The organism is Curtobacterium sp. HSID17257, assembly GCF_003989515.1.
Classification (GTDB): Bacteria; Actinomycetota; Actinomycetes; order Actinomycetales; family Microbacteriaceae; genus Curtobacterium.
In genome coordinates this window covers 41926-63004 of record NZ_RBLU01000002.1, presented here as the reverse complement: position 1 = coordinate 63004, position 21079 = coordinate 41926, and the positions used below count along the sequence as shown (strand labels likewise).

Sequence of the window (21079 nt, the reverse complement as noted above, 5' to 3'; positions counted from 1 at the left end):
TCGACACGGACGATCAGTTGGACTTCGCGGTCAGCCAGACGGTCATCGCGACGACCGCGCCGAGTCCGAAGATCCAGATGAACAGACCCTCTGCCACCGGGCCGAGGGAGCCGAGGGCGAACCCGCCGGGCGACTTGTTGTCCTGCACGTACTTCAGGTACGTGATGATGTCGGCCTTCTGCTCCGGCGTCAGGTTGAGGTCGTTGAAGACCGGCATGTTCTGCGGGCCCGTGACCATGGCCTCGTAGATGTGCTTGCCGGAGACCGACTGCAGGTTCGGGGCGTACTTGCCCTCGGTGAGTGCGCCGCCGGCGCCCGCCACGTTGTGGCACATGGCGCAGTTGATGCGGAAGAGCTCGGCGCCTTCGGCTGCGTCGCCCTTGCCGTCCGTCAGCGACGAGGAGGGGACCGACGGGCCGGGGCCGAGCGAGGCGACGTAGGCACCCATGGCATCGATCTGCTCGTCCGTGAACTGGGCGGGCTTCTCCTCGGCCTGGGGGCCCTGCGCGGCCATCGGCATGCGGCCGGTGCCGACCTGGAAGTCGACCGACGCGGCGCCGACACCGATGAGGGACGGACCCTCGCTGGTGCCCTGGGCGTCGAGGCCGTGGCAGGTCGCGCAGTTCGAGGCGAAGAGCTTCTCGCCCTCGTTGACCTTGGACTGGCTGGACACCGCGGAGGTGGTGCTGTCGTCGGCGTTCGCCGTCGAGCTGAACAGCGCGTACGCACCGCCGGTGGTCATGAGACCGACGACGATGAGCGACACGGTCGCCATCGGGGAACGGCGGCCCTTCTTGGACTTGCTTCTGGTGAACATGCGGTGGGGGGTGTCCAGTTCCTACTTGAGAAGGTAGATGACAGCGAAGAGGCCGATCCAGACCACGTCGACGAAGTGCCAGTAGTACGACACGACGATCGCGGTGGTCGCCTCCTTGTGCCCGAAGTTCTTGGCGGCGAAGCCGCGACCGAGGGTCAGGAGGAAGGCGATGAGACCACCCGTGACGTGCAGGCCGTGGAAGCCGGTGGTCATGTAGAACGCGGAGCCGTAGGCGCTCGACGAGAGCGTGACGCCCTCGTGCCAGAGGTTCGCGTACTCGAAGATCTGGCCGCAGACGAAGATCGCACCCATGCAGTACGTGACGAAGAACCACTCCGTCATGCCCCAGTCCTTGGGGTTCCAGCTCGTGCGGTGCACCTGGAAGCGCTCCGCGGCGAACACCGCGAACTGGCAGGCGAAGCTCGACAGCACCAGGATGATCGTGTTCACCGAGGCGAACGGCACCTCGAGCTTGGCGGTCTCGGTCGCCCAGAGCTCGGGCGAGGTGCTGCGCAGCGTGAAGTAGATCGCGAACAGGCCGGCGAAGAACATGACCTCGCTGCCCAGCCACACGATCGTCCCCACGGCAACGGCGTTCGGCCTGTTCAGGACCGGACCGCTGGCGGATCTGGAGAGAGGGGTGCTAGTCACGTCCTCCATTATGGCCGAAACCACTGACAGTGTTTTCGCAGGACACTGGCGGGTCGTTCGAACTCAGTACCATCGAGCCATGTCCCTCACACTCTCCTGGCCTGCAGTCATCAGCGCGCTCATGGCGCGCGAGGACCTCTCGATCAGGCAGTCCACGTGGGCCATGGAGGAGATCGTCCAGGGGCGCGCGACCGCCGCACAGATCGCGGCCTTCGCGGTCGCGCTCCGGGCGAAGGGCGAGACCGTCGACGAGGTCGTCGGCTTCCGCGACGCGATCCTCGACGCCGCCGTCCCGTTGGACGTCGACCCGATGGCACTCGACATCGTCGGGACCGGCGGCGACGTCGTGGGCACCGTGAACGTCTCGACGATGGCCGCGATCGTCATCGCCGCCGCGGGCGTGCCGGTCGTCAAGCACGGCAACCGCGCGAGTTCGTCGAAGTCGGGCTCGAGCGACGTGCTGGCCGCCCTCGGCCTCGACCTGACGATGGACGCCGCGCGTGTCGCGGACACCTTCCGGCGTGTCGGGCTGACCTTCGCGTTCGCGAGCGCGTTCCACCCCGGCTTCGCTCATGCGGCCCCGGTCCGGCGCGAGATCGGCGTGCCCACCGTCTTCAACTTCCTCGGGCCGCTGGTGAACCCGGCCCGGTGCGAGGCGAACGCGGTGGGCGTGGCGCAGCTCGAGCTCGTGCCGATCATCACGGGCGTGTTCCAGACCCGTGGGGCGACCGCGCTCGTGTTCCGCGGCGACGACGGCCTCGACGAGCTGACGACCACCGGGCACTCCCACATCTGGGAGGTCACCGGCGGCCGGGTCATCGAGCACGACCTCGACCCGCGGGACCTCGGGATCGCCCGGGCGCGCACGGAGGACCTGCTCGGCGGTGACCCCGAGCACAACGCCGCCGTGGTGCACCGCGTGCTCGCGGGGGAGACCGGCCCGGTCCGTGACATCGTGCTGCTCAACGCCGCCGCCGGGCTGGTGTCCTTCCGTCTGGCCGAGGATCCCGAGCAGGCGGACCGGCCGATCCTGCAGCGGTTCCGTGAGCAGCTCGCCGTCGCCGCCGAGGCGGTCGACTCCGGCGCCGCCGCGCAGAAGCTCGCCGACTGGGTCGGCGCCGCCCCCGCGGCCTGAGCGACCCCGCAAGTCGCGACGTCGGCGGATGCTCGCAGCGCTGTGGCGTTGCGCGGATCCGCCGACGTTGCGTTTCGCGGCCGGACCGGTGCGCCCGGCCCGCACCGCGCGTGCCACCGCAACGGCCTGGAGGCGCGGTGCCGGCCCGTCGGACCGGCACCGCGCCTCCAGTCGGTCACCTCAGCTGCGCGTCAGCGCACGTCCTCGTCGACCCAGTCGAAGGTCTTCGTGACGGCCTTCTTCCAGAGGCGGAGCTGACGGTCGCGCTCGGCGTCGTCGAGGGACGGCTCCCAGCGCTGGTCCTCCTGCCAGTTGGCGCGGAGCTCGTCGAGGTTCGCCCAGAACCCGACGGCCAGACCGGCGGCGTAGGCCGCACCGAGGGCGGTGGTCTCCGCGACGACCGGACGGACGACCGGCACGTTGAGGATGTCCGCCTGGAACTGCATGAGCGCGTCGTTGGCGGTCATGCCGCCGTCGACCTTGAGCTCGGTCAGGTCCACACCGGAGTCCGCGTTGACGGCGTCGAGGACCTCGCGGGTCTGCAGCGCCGTCGCCTCGAGGGCGGCACGGGCGATGTGCCCCTTGTTGACGTAGCGGGTCAGGCCGACCAGGGCGCCGCGGGCGTCCGGACGCCAGTACGGCGCGAACAGACCCGAGAAGGCCGGCACGAAGTACACGCCACCGTTGTCCTCGACGGTCTTGGCGAGGGCCTCGACCTCCGGGGCACTGCCGATGATGCCGAGGTTGTCGCGGAGCCACTGGATGAGCGAGCCCGTGACGGCGATGGAGCCCTCGAGCGCGTAGTGCGTCTCCTGGTCGCCGAGCTTGTACCCGACGGTGGTGAGCAGCCCGTTCTCCGACCGGACGATCTCGGTGCCCGTGTTGAAGATGAGGAAGTTGCCGGTGCCGTAGGTGTTCTTCGACTCGCCCTGGTCGAACGCCGCCTGGCCGAACGTCGCGGCCTGCTGGTCGCCGAGGATGCCGGCGATCGGGACCTCGCGGAGGAGGCTGGACGACTCGACGTGGCCGTAGACCTCGGAGGAGCTGACGATCTCCGGGAGCATCGACTTCGGCACCCCGAAGTCGGCCAGGATGTCGTCGCGCCACTGCAGCGTCTCGAGGTCCATGAACAGCGTGCGGGACGCGTTCGTGACGTCGGTCTTGTGCACACCGCCGTCGGTGCCACCGGTGAGGTTCCAGAGGACCCAGGTGTCGGTGGTGCCGAAGAGCAGGTCGCCCGCCTCGGCCTTCTCGCGTGCACCCTCGACGTTCTCGAGGATCCAGGCGATCTTGGTGCCGGCGAAGTAGGTGGCGAGCGGCAGGCCGACGATCGCCTTGTAGCGGTCGGTGTCGCCGTCGGCGAGCTTGTCGACGATCGCCTGGGTGCGGGTGTCCTGCCAGACGATGGCGTTGTAGACGGCCTTGCCGGTGTTCTTGTCCCAGACCACCGCGGTCTCGCGCTGGTTCGTGATGCCGACCGCTGCGACGTCGTGGCGGGTGATGTCGGCGCGGGACAGGGCCTGGCCGATGACCTCACGGGTGTTGTCCCAGATCTCCGACGGGTCGTGCTCGACCCACCCGGCGCGCGGGAAGATCTGCTCGTGCTCCTTCTGCCCGACCGAGATGATCGAACCGGAGTGGTCGAAGACGATGGCACGCGTCGAGGTCGTGCCCTGGTCGATGGCGACGATGTAGTCGGCCATTGGTGCTCCTTACGGGTGTGTTCGGTGTGTGCTGGGGGTTCGGTCTGCAGCCGTCAGGAGACGACGGGGAGCAGGAAGGTCGAAGCGCCGGCGGCGAGGGCGGCACCGATGAGCGGGCCGACGACCGGGACCCAGGCGTAGGACCAGTCGCTCGAGCCCTTGCCCTTGATCGGCAGGATCGCGTGGGCGATGCGGGGGCCGAGGTCACGGGCGGGGTTGATGGCGTAGCCGGTGGGGCCACCGAGCGAGACACCGATCGCGATCACGAGGAAGGCGACGGGGACGGCGCCGAGCTCGGCCGGGGCCTTGCCGTTGGTGATGCCGAGGATGACGAAGACCAGCACGAACGTGCCGATGACCTCGGTGACGAGGTTCCAGCCGTAGCTGCGGATCGCCGGTCCGGTCGAGAACACGCCGAGCTTGGCGGCGGCGTCGGGCTCCTCGTCGAAGTGCTGCTTGTAGGCGAGCCAGACGATCACCGCGCCGATGAAGGCGCCGAGCAGCTGTGCGACCCAGTAGATGAGCATGGTGCCGATGCTGATGTTGCCGAGCAGCATCTGCGCGAGGCTGACGGCGGGGTTGAGCTGGCCGCCCGACTTGTAGGACACGAGCACACCGGCGAAGACCGCGAAGCCCCAGCCGATCGTGACCATGAGGAAGCCGGCGCCGAAGCCCTTGGACTTCGTCAGCGAGACGGCGGCGACGACTCCGCCACCGAGGATGATGAGCAACGCCGTACCGACGAGCTCTGACATGAAATTGACGCCGATGCCGTCCATCGGTGACCTCCAGTGCGAGTGGTGGGGGTCCGGTGGCTGCTGCGTCCGGCACTCCCCGTCGAGTGATTGGGGCCGAGCATAGTGAGGCCGGTCACCGCGACGCGATCGCGGAACGAGCCGAGTTCGCGAAACTGCACGAACGTGCACGCCTGGTGTGCGGAGGGGCATCCGAGGACCAGGCCACGACAGCACCCTCATGCACGAACGTGCACCGGAGGCGAACGGGCGGCCGCTGTAGGGTGAACGCACTCCGGTCGACGACGGCGGTGCGGCTCCGCCGGCGGTCGGCCCCCGCACCCGTGGAGGTCCGTCATGAAGAAGCTCATCAACGATCCGCACGACGTCGTGACGGAGACCGTCCGGGGGTTCGCCCGAGCGCACGAGGGGCACGTCGTGCTGGTCGAGGACCCGATCCACCTGCACCGCGCCGACGCCCCCGTGCGCGGGAAGGTCGGGATCGTGAGCGGTGGGGGCAGCGGGCACGAACCGCTGCACGCCGGCTTCGTCGGTCACGGGATGCTCGACGCGGCCGTCCCCGGTCCCGTCTTCACGAGCCCGACCCCCGACCCGATCCTCGCCGCGACGAAGGCGGTCGACGGGGGAGCGGGCGTGCTCCACATCGTGAAGAACTACACCGGCGACGTGCTCAACTTCGAGACCGCCGCCGAGCTCGCCGAGATGGAGGACATCCGCGTCGCGTCCGTCGTGGTCGACGACGACGTCGCCGTGCAGGACTCGCTGTACACGGCCGGGCGCCGCGGCGTGGCCGGTACGGTCGTCGTCGAGAAGTGCGCCGGTGCCGCTGCCGAGCGTGGTGACGACCTCGACGCCGTCGCCGCGGTCGCCCGACGGGTCAACGAGGTGACCCGGTCGATGGGCCTGGCCCTCGGCTCCGGGACGGTCCCGCACGCAGGGGAGCCGTCCTTCACCCTCGCGGACGACGAGGTCGAGCTCGGCATCGGCATCCACGGCGAGCCGGGCCGTGAGCGCATCGCGATGGCCCCGGCCGACCAGCTCGTCGACCGCGTGCTCGAACCGGTGCTCGCCGACCTCGACGCGCCGGCGGGCTCGCAGCTGCTGCTCCTCGTCAACGGCATGGGCGGCACCCCGCTCTCCGAGCTCTACATCGTCTACCGACGCGCCGCCGAGGTGCTCACGGACCGCGGCCACCACGTCGCGCGTACCGTGGTCGGCGACTACGTCACGTCCCTCGAGATGCCCGGCTTCTCGATCACCGTCACGGTGCTCGACGAGGAGGTCACCGCCCTCTGGGACGCCCCGGTGGAGACCCCGGCGCTGCGCTGGGGTCGCTGACCACCGTCCACCATCCAGGAAGGAACACGAATTGGCGCTCGACACCGCATGGGCCATCGACTGGGTGCGCCGCACCGCCGCGACGATCGACGACCACCGCGCCGAACTCGTCACGCTCGACCGTGAGATCGGCGACGGAGACCACGGCGAGAACCTCGACCGTGGCTTCCGCGCCGTGCTCGAGGCCGTCGACGCCGGGTCCTTCGACACCCCCGGCGCGGTCTTCAAGACGGTCGCGACGAAGCTCATCTCGACGGTCGGCGGCGCGGCGGGCCCGCTGTTCGGCACCGCGTACCTGAAGGCCGCGCAGGCCGCCGGCGACGCGACCGAGCTCGACGCGGACACCCTGGTCGCCGTGCTCACCGCAGCCCGCGACGGCGTCGTCTCGCGCGGCAAGGCCGAGGTCGGCGACAAGACCATGGTCGACGCCTGGTCGGCCGCCGTCGACGCCGCCGGCACCGCAGCCGCGGCGGGTGAGGGTCCGGAGCGCGTGCTCGAGGCCGCCGCCGACGCCGCCGTGACCGGTGCCGAGTCCACCGACTCCCTCGTCGCCCGCAAGGGCCGCGCGAGCTACCTCGGCGACCGTGCGGTCGGGCACCGCGACCCGGGCGCCCAGTCGACGGCGTACATCCTGCGCGCCGCGGTGGACGCCGCGTGACCGTCGGCATCCTGGTCGTCTCGCACAGTGCGGCGATCGCGACCGGCACCGTCGAGCTCGCCCGCCAGATGGCCGCCGACGTCCCGCTCGTCGCCGCGGGCGGCACGGACGACGGCGGCATCGGGACCTCGTTCGAGGCGATCACCGACGGCATCCACGAGCTCTCGGCGGCCGACGCCGTCGTCGTGCTGTGCGACCTCGGGTCCGCCTACTTGACCACCGACACCGCGCTGGACTTCCTCGACGACGCCGACCGCGAGCGCGTGCACGTCTCGCAGGCCCCGCTCGTCGAGGGCACGGTCGCGGCGGCGGTCGCCGCGCAGACCGGTGGTGACGTCGGTGCCGTCCTGGCCGCCGCCGCGTCGGCCGCAGGGTCCGCGGACGACGCCGGGGGAGCCTCCGACCCGACCGGTGACCAGCCGGGAGGCGCGTCCTCCGTCGACGACGCGGGCTCCGCCGACGGGGCGGTCACCGAGACCGTCGAGCTGGTCAACGAGAGCGGGCTGCACGCCCGTCCGGCGGCCGAGTTCGTGAAGGCCGCCGCGAAGCACGAGTCGCGCGTCCGCGTGAACGGCGTCGACGCGAAGAGCCTGCTCGCGATCATGGCGCTCGCCCTGCCGAAGGGTGCCACCGTGACGATCGAAGCCGACGGGCCCGACGCGCGGGACGCCGTGGACACCCTCGTCGCGCTCGTCCGCTCCGGCTTCGGCGAGTGACGACGACCGCCGCGCCCGCCGCAGGGCGGGCGCGGCGGGAACCGCCGGGTCAGGACGTCGCGAACTCCTGCAGTCCGGTGACCCGGAGCAGGTCCAGCTTCGCGGCGTCCTTGCTGCCGGGGACCGCGGTGTAGACGACGATCCGCAGGTCGCTGCCCGGCACGCTGAGCACGTCGCAGTCGACCTCGATCGGACCGACGGGCGTGTGCACGACCTTGCGGCTCGTCCGGTGCTCGGCGATGCGCGCGCCGTGCCAGCGCCGCTCGAACTCCGGGGATCCGCGGCGGAGCCGGGCGACGAGCTCTGCGAGCCGCCGGTCCGCCGGGTAGCGGCCCACAGCGGAGCGGAGGTCGGCGACCAGGTCGCTCGAGAAGTCCTCCTGGTGCGTGTCGTCCCACTCGACGCCGTCGTGCCCCTGCGTGAAGTGCCGCCACACCAGGTTCCCCTCGACCCCGGTCCAGGTGCTCGGATCGCCGGACACGGCCGCCCACAGGTCGTTCCAGAGCAGGATGTCGTGCGCCGCGGTGAAGACCGCCAACGGGACGTCACCGAGCCGGTCGACCATGCGGTGCACGCCCGGCGGGACGTGCCGCGGAACCTCGGCCCGCGACGGCACCGCAGCACCCGCGACCCGGTACAGGTGGTCCCGCTCCGCCTCGGTCAGGCGGAGCGCGGTCGCGAGGGCGCCGAGCAGCTGCGGTGACGGGTTCGTCGCGCGACCCTGCTCGAGCCGGACGACGTAGTCGACGCTGACCCCGGCGAGCGCGGCGAGTTCCTCGCGCCGGAGCCCGGCGGTCCGCCGCCCCGGCCCCGCGGGCAACCCGACCTCGGCCGGACGCACCCGGTCCCGCCAGGCGCGCAACACCTCCGCGAACTCGCTCATGCGTCCATCATCGCCTCCGTCGGGCGAACGGTCCTGGTACTGCCGGTCCCACCGTCGAGCGGTGCCTGGGAGGACGGGAACGGCGGGGGCATCGTGGAGTGCATGACCACGACTCTCATCACCGGAGCGAACCGCTCCCTCGGGCTCGAGACCGCACGCCGACTCCTCGAGGCCGGCCACACCGTGTACGCCGGCATGCGCGACACCGCCTCCGGTGACGCCGTCCGAGCGCTCGGCGCACACCTCGTGCAGCTCGACGTCACCGACCAGGCGAGCGTCGACGCCGCGCTCTCGTCGTTGCCGGAGCTCGACGTCCTCGTGAACAACGCCGGCGTCCTCGGGACGTCCTTCGGTGTCGACGATCTGGACGCCGACGCGATCACCGCGGTGCTCGACACGAACGTGGTCGGGGTCGTCCGGGTGACGCAGGCGGCCCTCCCGCTGCTGCGGCGGTCGTCGAACCCCGTCATCGTCAACGTCGCGTCCGGCGTCGGCTTCGCGCGCTGGCTCACCACGCCGGGGCACGACGAGTACCCGGTCGCCGCGGTGCCCTACGCGGCGTCGAAGGCGGCGCTCATCGCGGCGACGGTGCAGTACGCGAAGAACCTGCCCGGCTTCCGCGTGAACGCGAGCGATCCCGGCTACACGGCGACCGACTTCAACGGCCACGGTGGGCACCAGACCGTGACCGAGGGCACGGACGCGACGGTCGCGCTCGCCCTGGTCGGTCCGGACGGGCCGACGGGGGAGTTCCACGACCGCACCGGGCGCATCGAGTACTGACCCGGCCAGCGGACGGACGGGAGGCGCGTGGTGACCCCGCCACGCGCCTCCCGTCCGTCCCGCGTCGCCCTCAGGGCACGGTGTCGACCACCGAGGTCCTCACCGCCGTCGAGTCCAGCACCGTCCCTGCGGGGAAGGCGCGCGTGGCCCTGCCTGCGACGGAGCGCATCCCGATGAAGTCGCCCGTGGTCGGGTCGACGACGATCTCGGTGTACTCGTCGCCGCGTCCGGCATCGGTGCGCCCGATGCCGACGCCCGTGCGGCCGTCGAGCGTGACGGCGTGGTGCGTGATCGTCGCCCCGGGGATCCTCGCGAGCACCTGGTACATGGCGCTGCGGAGGTCCGCCGGCACCATCCCGGTCGCGAGCCGATCGGTGATGAGCACCGTCATCGCCTCCTCGCGGCTGATCGAGCCGGAGGCGTGCGCGGAGACCCACGCGAGGAGGGCGTCCGGGTCGCGGGGCATGTCGGCGAGGTCCTCGGGAACCCAGGGGTGTCCGGAGAAGGCGCCGTCGAGCGCACGGACCGTGCCGGTCGGGTACCCGGCGGGGTCGGCATCCCACGCCGCCTCGACCTCGGCCGCCCGGTCCGTCGGGAAGTACGCGACCGGTTCCCCCGAGGTGCGGACCAGGGTCCACTCGGCGGACGAGTCCGCCGAGCGGTAGACCGTCAGCGAGTACGGCACGAGGGCTGAGGAGTCAGGACCGAGGAACACCTGGCTCTGCTCCTGCACGTCGACCTCGAGGTACTGGCCCGGACCGACGACCGGGTCGCTCGTCTGCACCGTGGCGTCGGCGGCACGACGGAACACCTCCGCGGCGGTCGCGGCCTGCGGCGCCGAGCCGACGACGGGAACGTGCTCGGTCGTCCCCGTCAGGTCGCCGGCGACCAGGACGGTCGCGAGCGCGGTCACCGCGGCGACACTGCCGACCACGCCCAGGGTCCACCGGGACCTGGCGCGGCGGTGACCGACGGTCCGGGCGAGCACCTCGCGGCGGATCGGTGCGACGGCGTCGTCGAGGGCCGTCCCCTCGGGCGGCGGAACCGTGATCATGACGTCTGCTCCATCCCCTGCGCCGCAGGGCTCGAGCGGAGTCGGGCGCGGGATCGTTGGATGCGCTTGCGCGCGTTGGCGGGGGAGAGGCCGAGCATCGCGGCGGCCTCGTCGTAGGACCGGTCCTGCAGCAGGCAGAGCTCGCAGAGTTCACGGTCCGGTGAGTCGAGCGCGGCGATCTCCGCGCGGACCCACCGCAGCTGCTGCACGGCCTCGTCGTGCGACACCTGGCGGTACCAGGCCTCGTCGGCGCCGCTGTGCTCGTCGAGCTCGTCGACGCGGTGCGCGCGACGCTGCCGGTTCGTGTTCATCGCGACGAACCGCGCGGTCGTCAGCAGCCACGGCAGCGCCGAGCTCCCGACGATGCGCAGGTCCCTGCGTCGGCGCCATGCGACGACGAAGGTCTCCTGCACGATGTCGTCGACGTCGGACCGCTGATCGGCGAGTCCCCAGGCGTAGCGGAAGACCGACCGCGTGTGCCGGTCGAGCAGCGTCGTGTACGCGTCGGCGTCGCCGGTGGCGATCGCCGCGACCAGGGCCTTGTCGCTCGTGGTGCCGGTGGTCGTCCTGGTCGTCGTGCTGGTCGTCTCCGGGATGGTGCCCGGCCCCCTCGGTCTGTTCACTGTTGCCTCCGATCATGAGGTGTCGGGGGAGCGACTCGTGTGACAGATCGGTGCGTGTCGTCGGCGGACCACCGGCCGTCGGTGGCTCTGCCAGGATGACGGGATGCGCGCAGTACAGTACGACCGCTTCGGATCGATGCCCGTGATCGTCGAGCTCCCGGCGCCGAAGGCACCCGCGGACGGCGTCGTCGTGGCCGTCCGTGCGACGGGCGTCTGCCGGAGCGACTGGCACGCGTGGAAGGGGCACGACGACTCTGTCGCGCTGCCGCACGTCCCGGGTCACGAGTTCTCCGGCATCGTCGCGGCCGTCGGGTCGGACGTCTCCGGGTTCGCGGTCGGCGACCGGGTGACCGCGCCGTTCGTCTTCGCCTGCGGCACGTGCGAGCAGTGCCGCGACGGGGCCACGCAGGTCTGCACCCGACAGCAGCAACCCGGCTTCACGCTGCCCGGGTCGTACGCCGAGTCCGTCGTCGTGCCGCACGCCGACGTGAACCTCGTGGCGCTGCCCGACGAGGTCGGCTTCGCCGAGGCGGCGGGGCTCGGCTGCCGGTTCGGCACCGCCTACCACGCGCTGCACGCTCGCGGACGTGTCGCTGCGGGGGAGTGGGTCGCGGTCTTCGGCTGCGGCGGTGTCGGTCTGTCCACCGTCCTGGTCGCCGTGGCAGCGGGCGCACGTGTGGTCGCCGTCGACGTCTCGCCGGCAGCGCTCGAACGCGCAGCGGCCCTCGGCGCGACCACCCTGCAGATGGGTGAGGACGTGACGGCGACGGTGCGCGAGGTCACCGGCGGCGGCGCACACGTGTCCGTCGACGCCTACGGCAGCCGGGCGACCTCGGTGGCGGCGGTGGACTCGCTCCGACCCCGGGGCCGGCACGTGCAGGTCGGGCTGCTGCTCGACGACGAGGCCGCGCCGGCGATCCCGATGGGCCGGGTCATCGCGGACGAGCTCGAACTGCTCGGCAGCCACGGGATCGCCGTGGGGGAGTACGCCGCGATGCTCGACGACGTGGTCGCCGGGCGGCTGCGGCCCGCCGAGTCGATCGGGTCGACCATCGGCTTCGACGACCTGCCGGGAGCGCTCGAGGCGATGGACCGTCCTGCGACCGGCTCCGGCATGACGGTCGCCGTGTTCTGAACCGGAGCGTGCGCGGGCTCGAGGTCAGGGTCGGGCCGGTGAGTCCCGGGCCCGTCGGCTGGGCGGATCTGGACACCGGGCCGATCAGGACACCGAGCCGATCAGGACACCGAGCCGATCAGGACACCGGGCCGATCAGGACACCGAGCCGATCAGGACACCGGGCCGATCAGGCCCGATGGTGGTCCCGCGGGTGCCGAATGGCCACGATGAGGCCGACGACGGCCGCCGCGAGCAGGAACAGCGTCGACCCGGCGCTGAGCAGGAACGGGACACCGTCCGAGGTCTGCGTGCGGAACCCCTGGACGGCGTTGTAGAGCACGTGCACCACGACGGGCCCGACGATCGAACCGGTCACGCGGCGTGCGAGGTAGGCGGCGGATCCCAGCACGAACGTCATCTGCACCTGGAACAGTCCGTCGAGGCCCTGCCCGAGGGCGTGGGCGAGCGCGAACGTTGCCGTCGACAGGAGCCAGACCACCCACTCCGGCAGGACTCGTCGGAAGCCGGCGACCAGGGTGCCGCGGTACACGAGTTCCTCGACGAGGGCGACCGCCACGACGGCGACCGCGAGCGCGCCGAGGTAGTCACCGCTGTCCGGCCGGAGCGGTGTCGTGAAGGTGGCCGCGGCGACGAGCGCGTAGCCGACGAGGAGGACGACACCCCACCGGGAACGCGTCCGCCGTTCCGACACGACGCTGCGCCAGCCGCCGAGCAGCGTGACGAGCGCTGCGACGACCAGCAGAGCGATGGCGTCACCCGCGGTCTGTCGAAGGAGCGCGTCCTCGGACCCGAGCGGGCTGCCGTCGACACCGGGCAGGATCGCGGACACGCCGAGCAGCACCAGCGGGAGGACCACCACGAAGACGAGCGTGACGACGGTAGCGGCCGTCCGGTTCGCGATCCTCGCGGGGAACGCAGGTCCAGCCGGGACGGTCGTGGCGGGGGGAGTCGAGGGCACGGGTGTCCTTCCGGGTCGTTCGGGTTGCACGGTCACGAGGGCCACTGTGCCAGCGCCGACCCGGACCGTTCACGGGCGGCGGCCGACGGGAGATCCGGCTGCAACGTGGTGTGCTACATGCTACCTCGCTGCCGGTCGAGCGCAACCGTCAGTACGAGACGCGGCGGTGCCGTCACGACACTCGGGGTCGGGCACGGCCGTGAGGAGCGCGCCCTGGCGCCGTCGCCGCGTGTTCCTTGGGGTACCGGGCGGTGGCGGTGGGGGCGGAGCGACGAGGGAGAACGTGCTGGACGCCCGGCTTGCTGGTGGACGTCAATATTCGTTTTGATATTGATCTGCGTCTGAGAGGTGGTTGTTCGGAGGAGCCGAGGCCGCAGAGGCAGTTGGCGATCCTCATGATGGACGGTTCGCGCTCTACGCTGGGACGCGTGAGCAGAACTCCCCGACAGCGACCGTTCGAGCTCGCTCCGGCACCCTGGCCGGAGATTCCTGCCGACGACGCGATCGCAGAAGCGGCTCGTACATTTGTGGTGCGACTGAGACAGGCGATGGGAACTCAGAGCACACGCGCTGTCGCGACGGCTGCTGGAGTGCACCACACAACGTTGCTCGGTGTTCTGGCCGGCCGTTCCTGGCCGGATCTCGCCACGCTCGCTCGGCTCGAGCTTGCCCTCGACGCCGAACTGTGGCGACGACCCGCCCGTTAGGGGTCGATCACCGTTTCGAAAGCAAACCAGGTTCCGCCCGACATCTCAGCGAGGGAACGGAGGCGTCCCTCGAAGCGTTGCCGAGACTCGATGGGAGCCTCATGAAGGTGTTGGAGGCGGCGCCTCAGGAGTTCGCGCATCAGCGCCGCCGCCGATTCGTCCCCTCCAAGCTCTCCGCTGATGACGTACTCGCCGGAGTCGAGGTCACAGACAGCGGCGAGTTCGGCAGCTCCGACGGTCACGACGAAGTCACCGCGACGCCCGATGGTTCGATAGTCGATACGCGCGGCCTCGGGAACCACGACCGCGTCCAGCCAAGAGAGTTCAACTCTGGTGCCGACTGCGGCTTCGATCGTGAGGCGCGGTGAAGCAGAACCCGCGCCCTGCTCGCCTTCTCCCATGCGCTGATTATAATCAGCACGCGGCATGAGTCGGGTCGCAAGCGGCTGGAAGGTGGGGAAGTGGCGTCGGACGTATCAGGGGCGGCCCCTGCGTCGTTGGAGCCTGCGGGCTCGCATCAAACGTCGGTCGCCGCGCTGGAAGCGGCCATCCAATCGCTTGGCCTCGAGTTCGACGCAACAGTGGCGCAGATCGCGGACTCGCTAACGGCGCTCAACCGGCCGAGTCCGCTGGGAACGGCGAAGCGAGCCCTCATCCTTCAGTGGATCGGCGCCGTCGGTGACGAGTTCCAATGGGAAGCGGAGCTGAGCGACCGGAATCTCATGACCGTGCTGATCCGAGCCATATCGATCGAGCACGCGACGGTGTTGCAGGCCGATGACGTGGCCCGACGACGGGGGAGCACTCTCCGTGAGCTTCGGGCTGACATGGTTTCTCGACAGCTTTGGGGATTCGAACGGGCTGGAGCCTTGCTGTTCCCTTCGTGGCAGTTCATCGACGCCGGCGCCCGGACTCTGGAGCTCATCTCCGAGGTCCTCCCGACGGTGCTGCAGTGCATACCCCCGGACGCGCCGCCGGCACTAGTTACTCGCCTGATGTGCTCCGAAGACCCGCACTTGCAGCGGGGCGGCTCGCGGTGCAGCCCACGAGAACATCTAATCGCGGGCGGATCGCCTTGGCCCGTGGTGCGGACCTTGCTGCTTGTGCTCGAAGGGTCCGCTTCACGCCTCCCAGATCTCGTTCTCGGAGGACGGGATGATCGGTGAGATCGGCTGGGGAAAAACGGCGTCCACACTTCGGCTGAAGCAGAGGAAGCAACCACTGTGAACCCCCGATGACGTCACGGCTACAAATCGCTCGCGCTCGCGCACGTGTGGCTCTCGCCGTCCGGACCGGTGAGGAGCTGCTGGAAAGCGTCCGAGAGGTTGCCGCGATGGACTTCGCGGACGCCGACGACGCGGTCCAAGTTGCACGGGACCGCGAGCTCGACTCGCCCCGGCTCGATGGCGCCTTCCGGAGGCTCATCGGCGTCCACGCCGGCGGTCACGACTTTGGGCCTCGCCACAACCCGCCGCGAACGCAGACCGGCCGGGACCTTACCCCTGACGAGGAGGGGGTCCTGATCGAGGCCGTGTTCGTTACGCGGGAGCGGTATGAAGCGGCGAAGGCTGCTGTCGCGCGTGGAGAGCTCGACGCACTTGAACGCCGATCGTGGCAGCGCGGATTGAGCGCCTCACTCACCTTGGAACAGGCAGCCGACTGGCTGGACACAGGAACTGGCCGGGTCCTCACAGATCTCGCGTTCGGCGACCTGTTCGCGTTCGTGTGCGACGACGAGCTTCTGTTCCCGACATGGCAGTTCACCGACGATCCGGATCAACCATCGCTGAACTACATGACGTCGCTGGTCGGAGCTTTCGATGACGACATGCACCCGACGTCGATCCTCGGATTCATGACGACTCCGCACTCGTACACGTCCTTCGACGGCGAACCGGCGACGCCGGTTGAGTGGCTCACTGCAGGCCGCGACGTGAAGCCGCTGCTGGAGCTGCTCGAAACCCGGCGCTTGAGATAGCTCCTTCGGGTAAGGAGCTCCTCGATCCCCTGGCGCACTACCTCACACTCTGAAGCAGCACGCACCTTGTCGTACTCCTGATGCTGCGCCGGCGGCGGCGGAAGCTCAAGGTTGTCGAGTTGGAACTCGATGTGTCCGTTCCGCGCCTGTTCCGCATCTGACCGGTCCTCGCCGAGGATGTCGGGACCGTCGGGAAGGTGCTCATTCCGGAGCCCTTCGTTACCCTGCGACCGGGCGAGCTGAGGACATGATCTCCCTCGCTGGCCAGGCGGGATTCTTCGGCGAATGAAGGCCGACGGGCAGGCCTTCTCAGCTGCTTGACCGTCCCGCTCAGGGGGCCTTCTTCGGAACCTATTCCGGACCATCTATCCGGACAGTGTGAGCAGCTTCGCTCTGTGTCGCGGTTTTCGCTGCGTTCCGTGTCGGGTTAGGTGGTGCCGATGACGAGGGTGCTGCGGGCGGCTTCGACGACGTCGTTGGTGATGACGTCGAGCTCGTTGATCTTCAGGACACGTTGAATCTGTGGGAGGAGACGTTCGAGGAGACGGAAGTTGCCGCGGGTGATGCGTTCGACGGCGGCGATGGCTTGCGCGTCAGTGAAGTCGTCGGGGTCGAGGGTCTTGCCGAGCTTGCGCCATTGACGTTCGAGGACGAACAGCAGCTCGTCGTGGCCGAGGGGGCGGTACTGGTGGGCGAACCCGAGTCGGCTGTAGAGCTGTGGGTAGTGAGTGAACTGCTTCTCGATGCCGGGCATGCCGATCAGGATCATCGCGATGCCTGTTCGGTCGTACTGGTCGCGGAGCCACTCGATGGCGTTGCCGGTGAGGCGTTCGGACTCATCGATGATGATCAGCTCGAGCAGTGACGGGTTGGGGCCGTGCGCGTGGTCGACGTGGCCGCCGTGGAGGACGAGGTGTTCCTCGATGCAGCGTTCGGTGCGGATCATGTCGTGCCGGAGGTCCTCTTGCAGGGCGCGCATCGTCGCGGAGACCTCGGGCGTGTAGAAGACGGTCCGGGCGCGGTGGGCCGCGGCATAGATCTTGGTGTCGTCTTCACTGCGTGCGGCCCACCTGGCGATGAACGGGCCGATGCTGTCCCAGTGCGCGTAGCGGCGCGCTGAGAGGGTCTTGCCGACGCCGGCGGGCCCGAAGCAGACGCCGATGGTGTTCTGCTTCCGGACCGCGTCGGCAAACTCTGCGAACCGGCGGTGCTCCTTGGTGACGATGAACTGGCTCGTCATGACCGGTCCTCCTCGTAGGTCTTCAGTCGCGGCCGATCCGTCTCGACGGCTGCCGGTGTGGTGGTGTCGTCGAGTTTGGGACTGACGATCGCGATGCGTTCGTGGATCTGCCCGCGTAAAGCCCGGCGGTGAGCGTTCCTGGCGGCTTGGATCTGCTTGAGGCTGATCGTCTCGGTCTGGTGCTCGGTGCTGATCGCGGTGCAGAGGAACACGTCGCGGTGGAAGACGCGGATCTCGGTGACGTCGCGTGGGTCGTACCGGACACTCACGGTGCTACCGACGAACGGCGCGAGAGTGGCCGCGGTGTAGCGGAGGCCCTCGAAGTGGATGCCATCGCGCTGCACGACCCGCGTCGTGGGGACGGTGAGCAGGAACCCGTCGAGCTGTTCAAGGGACTTCGGGAGCCGTGGCAGCCACCCGTCTGCAATCCACGCGTGCAGTGGGCTCGTCCGGAGCTCGCGGTGGGTGCGGGCGTTGTAGCTGCGGATGAACGTGCTGATGGCACTGTCGACGCCGCCGAGATCCAGCGCCGGCGTCGGCGCCGAGGATCCGGCTGCGAAATGGCCGGGGAGCGTTGGGAGCAGTTCGGTGTTGATCGTGCCGAAGAACCGCTCGATCTTCCCGCGCCCCTGGGGCCGGGCGACCTGCGAGTGGATGATGCGGAGGTGCAGCACAGCGGCGGTGTCGCCGAGACGATGGCTGGTGAAGTCGGACCCGTGGTCCGTGTAGAGCACGTCCGGGATCCCGCAGACGGGCCAGTCCGGTTCCGGCTTGTGCCAGATCGCTTGGCGCAGCGCGAGCGCGGTGTTCGCCGCTGACGGGGCACCGAGGAACACCATGTACCCGCAGATCGCGCGGGAGTAGTCGTCGAGGATCACCGTCAACCACGGCCGTGCGGGCTTGCCGTCGGGCCCGACGATGAGCAGGTCAAGCATCGTGTGGTCCGCCTGCCAGATCGCGTTCGGGCGGTCCGCGCGACGTCGGAGCAGCAGCTCGTGTTTGTCACGGTATGACGCTGGCCCCTCGAGTGCGAGCGTCACCATTCCGGGATCGAGCCCGTTCACGATCGACCGCACGGCGGAGTACGACGGCGACGGCAGTCCCCGTTCAGCGCAGTGGACGCCAACCTGACGGTGAATGGTGGCGATCGACGGCCGCGGCTTGGTGAGCGCAAGCCCTTCGACCAGGCGGACGAGTTCCGGTGCTGTGCGTCGGACGCCATGGTCGGCGCGAGCGTCGTCGGCGAGGGCGGCGTATCCGCCTGTCCGGTAGCGGGCGAGCCAGCGTTGCAGGGTGCGCTCGGTGACGCCCGTGCTGCGGGCCAGAGTGGCAAGCGGGATTGCGTCCTCGACGTGCAGTCGAAGGATTCGCCACCGCTCGCTCGCGTCCATGACCGGCTACATCGTCGGTGAGGGCTTTGCGCGTCGGCGGGCGACGGGTTCGGCGTGCTTCGCGAGCGTCCGGTAGATGGTGGTGCGGCTGACGCCGAGGACATCGCCGATCTGCGCGACGGTCATGTCCTGCTGTTCGTAGAGCCGGCGTGCGGTGCGCACCTGGTCCGCGGAGAGCCGAGATGGTCGGCCGCCGGTTCTGCCGCGGGCTCGGGCGGCGGCGAGGCCGGCGTTGGTGCGTTCCTTGATGAGGTCCCGTTCGAACTCCGCCAGCGCAGCGAAGACGTGGAACACAAGCCGGCCACCGGGTGAGGTGGTGTCAATGGTCTCCTGCAGCGACCGGAACCCGATGCCGCGTTCGGCGAGTGCGTGCAGCTGGTCGATGAGGTGCCGGATGGATCGACCGAGCCGGTCGAGTCGCCAGACGACGAGAGTGTCGCCGGGGCGGAGCTGGTCGAGGAGCTTGTCGAGCTCGGGCCGGTGTTGCAGCGACCCGGACATGGTGTCGACGAACACGCGGTAGCAGCCGGCGGCGCCCAGCGCGTCGATCTGTAGCGACGCGTCCTGGTCGGTGGTGGACACGCGCGCGTACCCGAGGAGGTGACCCATGGAGAGAACGTAGCGAAACTCGACCAGGAGGGGTAGTGGCGGCACGTAGATTCCGGGATTGGGTTCCGTTACAAGACACGCCGCCTCACACGCTGCCGAACCGTCGGCACGGGCAGTTGTAGCGGAGTCGTTCGTATTTGCTACAGCCGGTGAGTCAGCGCCGCGAGCCGGAGCGCTCGGACGGAACGTCGTTGTTGTTCCGCGCGATGGCGGCCGTTGGCCGGAGAGGGGTGTGGTGCCGCGATGACGGGTACGAGTCGGGGGTGCTCGTCCAGGGTGAGGTGCCGCATGACTCCGTCGAGGGCGGCGGTACCGTACGTGACGATGGCATCGAGCACGGGGAGCACCTTGAGCAGAGTTTCGAGGGCGTGTCGCCCCTCGTCGATGTCCACAGGTCGGACGCGGCCGAGAATCTCCCACGGGATGAGGTTCCAGCGGAGGTAGTCGTTGCGTGCGAGTCCGGACTCGATGCGGGCTGCGCGGAACGCGGCCGCGGTCGGGCCCGGGTTGTCCTCGCTGCAGATCGCCGTGTGCGCTGCGGCGATCGTCTGGGGGCCGGGCGACTGCATGAGGACCAGGACGCGGCTGGATGTGCCGCCGGATCTCGGGTCGAAGTTCGGGACGAACCGCCGTGAACCGTCGGGTGCGGTGCGCCATGCCTCGGCGAGGGCGTTCAGGGATCGAACGTCCGCGACCTCGTCCGCGAGTTCGTCGGGGGTGCTCATGCCGGCTGTGGTGGTGCGAGGAGTGTGCCGCGGATGACGGAGCCGTGGAAGGTGCGGACGGCAACGGTGATCCACGCGGCGACGAGGCCCACGTAGTAGACGACTGCGAGGACGGCGACGACGGTGAGTCCGGAGTGCAGGGCCAGGCCGTTCAGGCCGGTGACGCAGGTGCCGACGGGGAACGTGAATGACCACCAGGTCAGGCTGAACGGCAGGTGTTCGCGGGCGGTGCGGATGGTGATGGCGAGGGCGATGACGGTCCACAGCAGCGCGAAGCCGAGCATCGCGAACCCGTACACCAGCGCCACGACCAGCAGTGCGTGGGCGGTCGACGCGTCGACGACGGCGGGGGCGTTCGATGCGAGGAGGTTTACCGCGGTGATGGACTGTCCGACCGGTCCGAGGACGATCCACAGGGTCGGCACCATACCGGCGGCACCGACCTTGTGTTGCGCGAGACGGTTCCAGATCAGCGTAATGACGACCAGGGACGTGATGAGGCTGAGGCCGAAGAAGCCGTAGCAGGACCACAGCAGGGTCTCCCGTGCCTGCCCGTCGGGGGCATACGGCAGGAGGAGCGCACCGGTCGAGGCGGACACCATCGGCGGGACGATCGGCATCAGCCAGCCGCCGAACGCGGATTCGGGCGTGTTCTCGTGGCGGGTGAACGCCAGGTACGGCACCAGGACCGCGGTGAGCAGGCCGCCGATGGTGCCGATGGTCCAGAGGACCCAGTCGACGGTGACGGCGGCGGGGAGGCCGATCCAGTCCTTGCCGAGGAGGATCGTGCCGGCGCCGACGGTGAGGAACGCCATGGGCGGTGCGCCGTAGAAGTGGGAAATCACCGGGTTGAGGTGGTGCTTCGCTGCGGTGCTCCGGTAGCGGACCCAGTGCAGGACCGTCGCGATGGTGAGGGCGACGAGCAGGACCGCCGCGATCGCCCAGACGACCGTCGCCGCCGTGCGCAGACCGGGGAACTGCAGCGGTAACGACGCGGCCGCGACGGCGACGATCCCGGTCCCCATGATCGACGCGAACCAGTTCGGGGTCAGGTTCGACACGATCAGGCCGGGCCGCTCCAGCTCCCGGAACAGCCGCCGGTCGCGCACACCGTGCTCAGAGGCTGCGGGTGCGTGGGCGAGGTGAGCGGACATGCACCCATCGTGCGCGTGTGCCCCGTGGTTCGGGAACGGCGGACTCGTTGGCAGGGCACAATG

The 21079-nt window shown here is 69.8% G+C and carries 21 protein-coding genes; 7 read left to right on the top strand and 14 right to left on the bottom strand.

The window, feature by feature from the left end:
• Window positions 1-13: 13 nt before the first annotated feature.
• Window positions 14-817, bottom strand: a complete 804-nt coding sequence (locus D8M35_RS00965; protein ID WP_126890110.1) for a cytochrome c — start codon at window positions 815-817, stop codon at window positions 14-16.
• Between the two features lie 21 nt (window positions 818-838).
• On the bottom strand, window positions 839-1477 hold the full coding sequence (locus D8M35_RS00960; RefSeq protein WP_058727853.1) for a heme-copper oxidase subunit III: 639 nt from the start codon (window positions 1475-1477) through the stop codon (window positions 839-841).
• 70 nt (window positions 1478-1547) lie between these two features.
• On the opposite strand from D8M35_RS00960, the gene trpD reads away from it, so the two are divergent.
• Window positions 1548-2603: an anthranilate phosphoribosyltransferase gene (gene trpD, locus D8M35_RS00955; protein WP_126890109.1), complete on the top strand. Its 1056-nt coding sequence runs from the start codon at window positions 1548-1550 to the stop codon at window positions 2601-2603.
• 191 nt (window positions 2604-2794) lie between these two features.
• Here the strand turns inward: trpD and glpK are convergent, their stop codons facing one another.
• Window positions 2795-4306: a glycerol kinase GlpK gene (gene glpK, locus D8M35_RS00950; protein WP_126890108.1), complete on the bottom strand. Its 1512-nt coding sequence runs from the start codon at window positions 4304-4306 to the stop codon at window positions 2795-2797.
• 53 nt (window positions 4307-4359) lie between these two features.
• Window positions 4360-5085 carry an MIP/aquaporin family protein gene (locus D8M35_RS00945; RefSeq protein ID WP_126890107.1) on the bottom strand — a complete coding sequence of 242 codons (726 nt, stop codon included), beginning with the start codon at window positions 5083-5085 and terminating at the stop codon, window positions 4360-4362.
• A gap of 312 nt (window positions 5086-5397) precedes the next feature.
• Between D8M35_RS00945 and dhaK the strand changes: the two genes are divergently transcribed.
• From dhaK to dhaM, 3 genes are read left to right on the top strand one after another with little or no spacing between them, the layout of a single operon-like run.
• Window positions 5398-6399 carry a dihydroxyacetone kinase subunit DhaK gene (dhaK, locus tag D8M35_RS00940; protein WP_126890106.1) on the top strand — a complete coding sequence of 334 codons (1002 nt, stop codon included), beginning with the start codon at window positions 5398-5400 and terminating at the stop codon, window positions 6397-6399.
• A 31-nt stretch (window positions 6400-6430) separates the two neighbouring features.
• Window positions 6431-7057: a dihydroxyacetone kinase subunit DhaL gene (gene dhaL, locus D8M35_RS00935; RefSeq protein ID WP_126890105.1), complete on the top strand. Its 627-nt coding sequence runs from the start codon at window positions 6431-6433 to the stop codon at window positions 7055-7057.
• A complete protein-coding gene (gene dhaM / locus D8M35_RS00930) occupies window positions 7054-7773 on the top strand; it encodes a dihydroxyacetone kinase phosphoryl donor subunit DhaM (protein ID WP_126890104.1) in 720 nt (239 codons plus the stop codon). The genes dhaL and dhaM overlap by 4 nt, the downstream gene beginning before the upstream one ends.
• 49 nt (window positions 7774-7822) lie before the next feature.
• On the opposite strand, the gene D8M35_RS00925 is transcribed toward dhaM, so the two are convergent.
• Window positions 7823-8656 carry a helix-turn-helix transcriptional regulator gene (locus D8M35_RS00925; protein ID WP_126890103.1) on the bottom strand — a complete coding sequence of 278 codons (834 nt, stop codon included), beginning with the start codon at window positions 8654-8656 and terminating at the stop codon, window positions 7823-7825.
• Window positions 8657-8758: 102 nt separating this feature from the next.
• Here D8M35_RS00925 and D8M35_RS00920 point away from each other — a divergent pair, with 102 nt between their 5' ends.
• Window positions 8759-9439: an SDR family NAD(P)-dependent oxidoreductase gene (locus tag D8M35_RS00920; RefSeq protein ID WP_126890102.1), complete on the top strand. Its 681-nt coding sequence runs from the start codon at window positions 8759-8761 to the stop codon at window positions 9437-9439.
• A gap of 70 nt (window positions 9440-9509) precedes the next feature.
• On the opposite strand, the gene D8M35_RS00915 is transcribed toward D8M35_RS00920, so the two are convergent.
• A complete protein-coding gene (locus tag D8M35_RS00915; protein WP_126890101.1) occupies window positions 9510-10493 on the bottom strand; it encodes a CU044_5270 family protein in 984 nt (327 codons plus the stop codon).
• The gene (locus tag D8M35_RS00910; protein WP_126890100.1) at window positions 10490-11116 is read right to left on the bottom strand and encodes an RNA polymerase sigma factor; all 627 of its coding nucleotides are present in this window, start codon (window positions 11114-11116) and stop codon (window positions 10490-10492) included. The genes D8M35_RS00915 and D8M35_RS00910 overlap by 4 nt, the downstream gene beginning before the upstream one ends.
• A gap of 103 nt (window positions 11117-11219) precedes the next feature.
• Here D8M35_RS00910 and D8M35_RS00905 point away from each other — a divergent pair, with 103 nt between their 5' ends.
• Window positions 11220-12251 (top strand): alcohol dehydrogenase catalytic domain-containing protein, encoded by a 1032-nt coding sequence (locus D8M35_RS00905; protein ID WP_126890099.1) that lies wholly within the window; start codon window positions 11220-11222, stop codon window positions 12249-12251.
• A 169-nt stretch (window positions 12252-12420) separates the two neighbouring features.
• Here the strand turns inward: D8M35_RS00905 and D8M35_RS00900 are convergent, their stop codons facing one another.
• Both D8M35_RS00900 and D8M35_RS00890 read right to left on the bottom strand, forming a co-directional pair.
• Window positions 12421-13113 carry a CPBP family intramembrane glutamic endopeptidase gene (locus D8M35_RS00900; RefSeq protein WP_161972545.1) on the bottom strand — a complete coding sequence of 231 codons (693 nt, stop codon included), beginning with the start codon at window positions 13111-13113 and terminating at the stop codon, window positions 12421-12423.
• A gap of 802 nt (window positions 13114-13915) precedes the next feature.
• Window positions 13916-14320, bottom strand: coding sequence for a hypothetical protein (locus tag D8M35_RS00890; protein ID WP_126890097.1), 405 nt, complete (start codon window positions 14318-14320; stop codon window positions 13916-13918).
• Window positions 14321-15192: 872 nt separating this feature from the next.
• Here D8M35_RS00890 and D8M35_RS00885 point away from each other — a divergent pair.
• A complete protein-coding gene (locus D8M35_RS00885) occupies window positions 15193-15897 on the top strand; it encodes a hypothetical protein (protein ID WP_126890096.1) in 705 nt (234 codons plus the stop codon).
• Between the two features lie 427 nt (window positions 15898-16324).
• Here D8M35_RS00885 and D8M35_RS00880 read toward each other — a convergent pair whose 3' ends face one another.
• The 5 genes from D8M35_RS00880 to D8M35_RS00860 all read right to left on the bottom strand — a co-directional run bounded on the left by D8M35_RS00880 (window position 16325) and on the right by D8M35_RS00860 (window position 21016).
• The gene (locus tag D8M35_RS00880) at window positions 16325-17137 is read right to left on the bottom strand and encodes an AAA family ATPase (protein ID WP_002857202.1); all 813 of its coding nucleotides are present in this window, start codon (window positions 17135-17137) and stop codon (window positions 16325-16327) included.
• Window positions 17134-18528, bottom strand: a complete 1395-nt coding sequence (locus D8M35_RS00875; protein ID WP_126890095.1) for a Mu transposase C-terminal domain-containing protein — start codon at window positions 18526-18528, stop codon at window positions 17134-17136. The genes D8M35_RS00880 and D8M35_RS00875 overlap by 4 nt, the downstream gene beginning before the upstream one ends.
• 6 nt (window positions 18529-18534) lie before the next feature.
• The gene (locus D8M35_RS00870; protein WP_002857200.1) at window positions 18535-19137 is read right to left on the bottom strand and encodes a recombinase family protein; all 603 of its coding nucleotides are present in this window, start codon (window positions 19135-19137) and stop codon (window positions 18535-18537) included.
• Between the two features lie 140 nt (window positions 19138-19277).
• Entirely contained in the window at window positions 19278-19862 is a 585-nt protein-coding gene (locus D8M35_RS00865; protein WP_058749365.1) for a uracil-DNA glycosylase family protein, read from the bottom strand.
• Complete coding sequence (locus tag D8M35_RS00860; RefSeq protein WP_126890094.1) at window positions 19859-21016, bottom strand: TDT family transporter; 1158 nt, start codon at window positions 21014-21016, stop codon at window positions 19859-19861. Before D8M35_RS00860 ends, D8M35_RS00865 begins: the two co-directional genes overlap by 4 nt.
• Window positions 21017-21079: the final 63 nt, after the last annotated feature.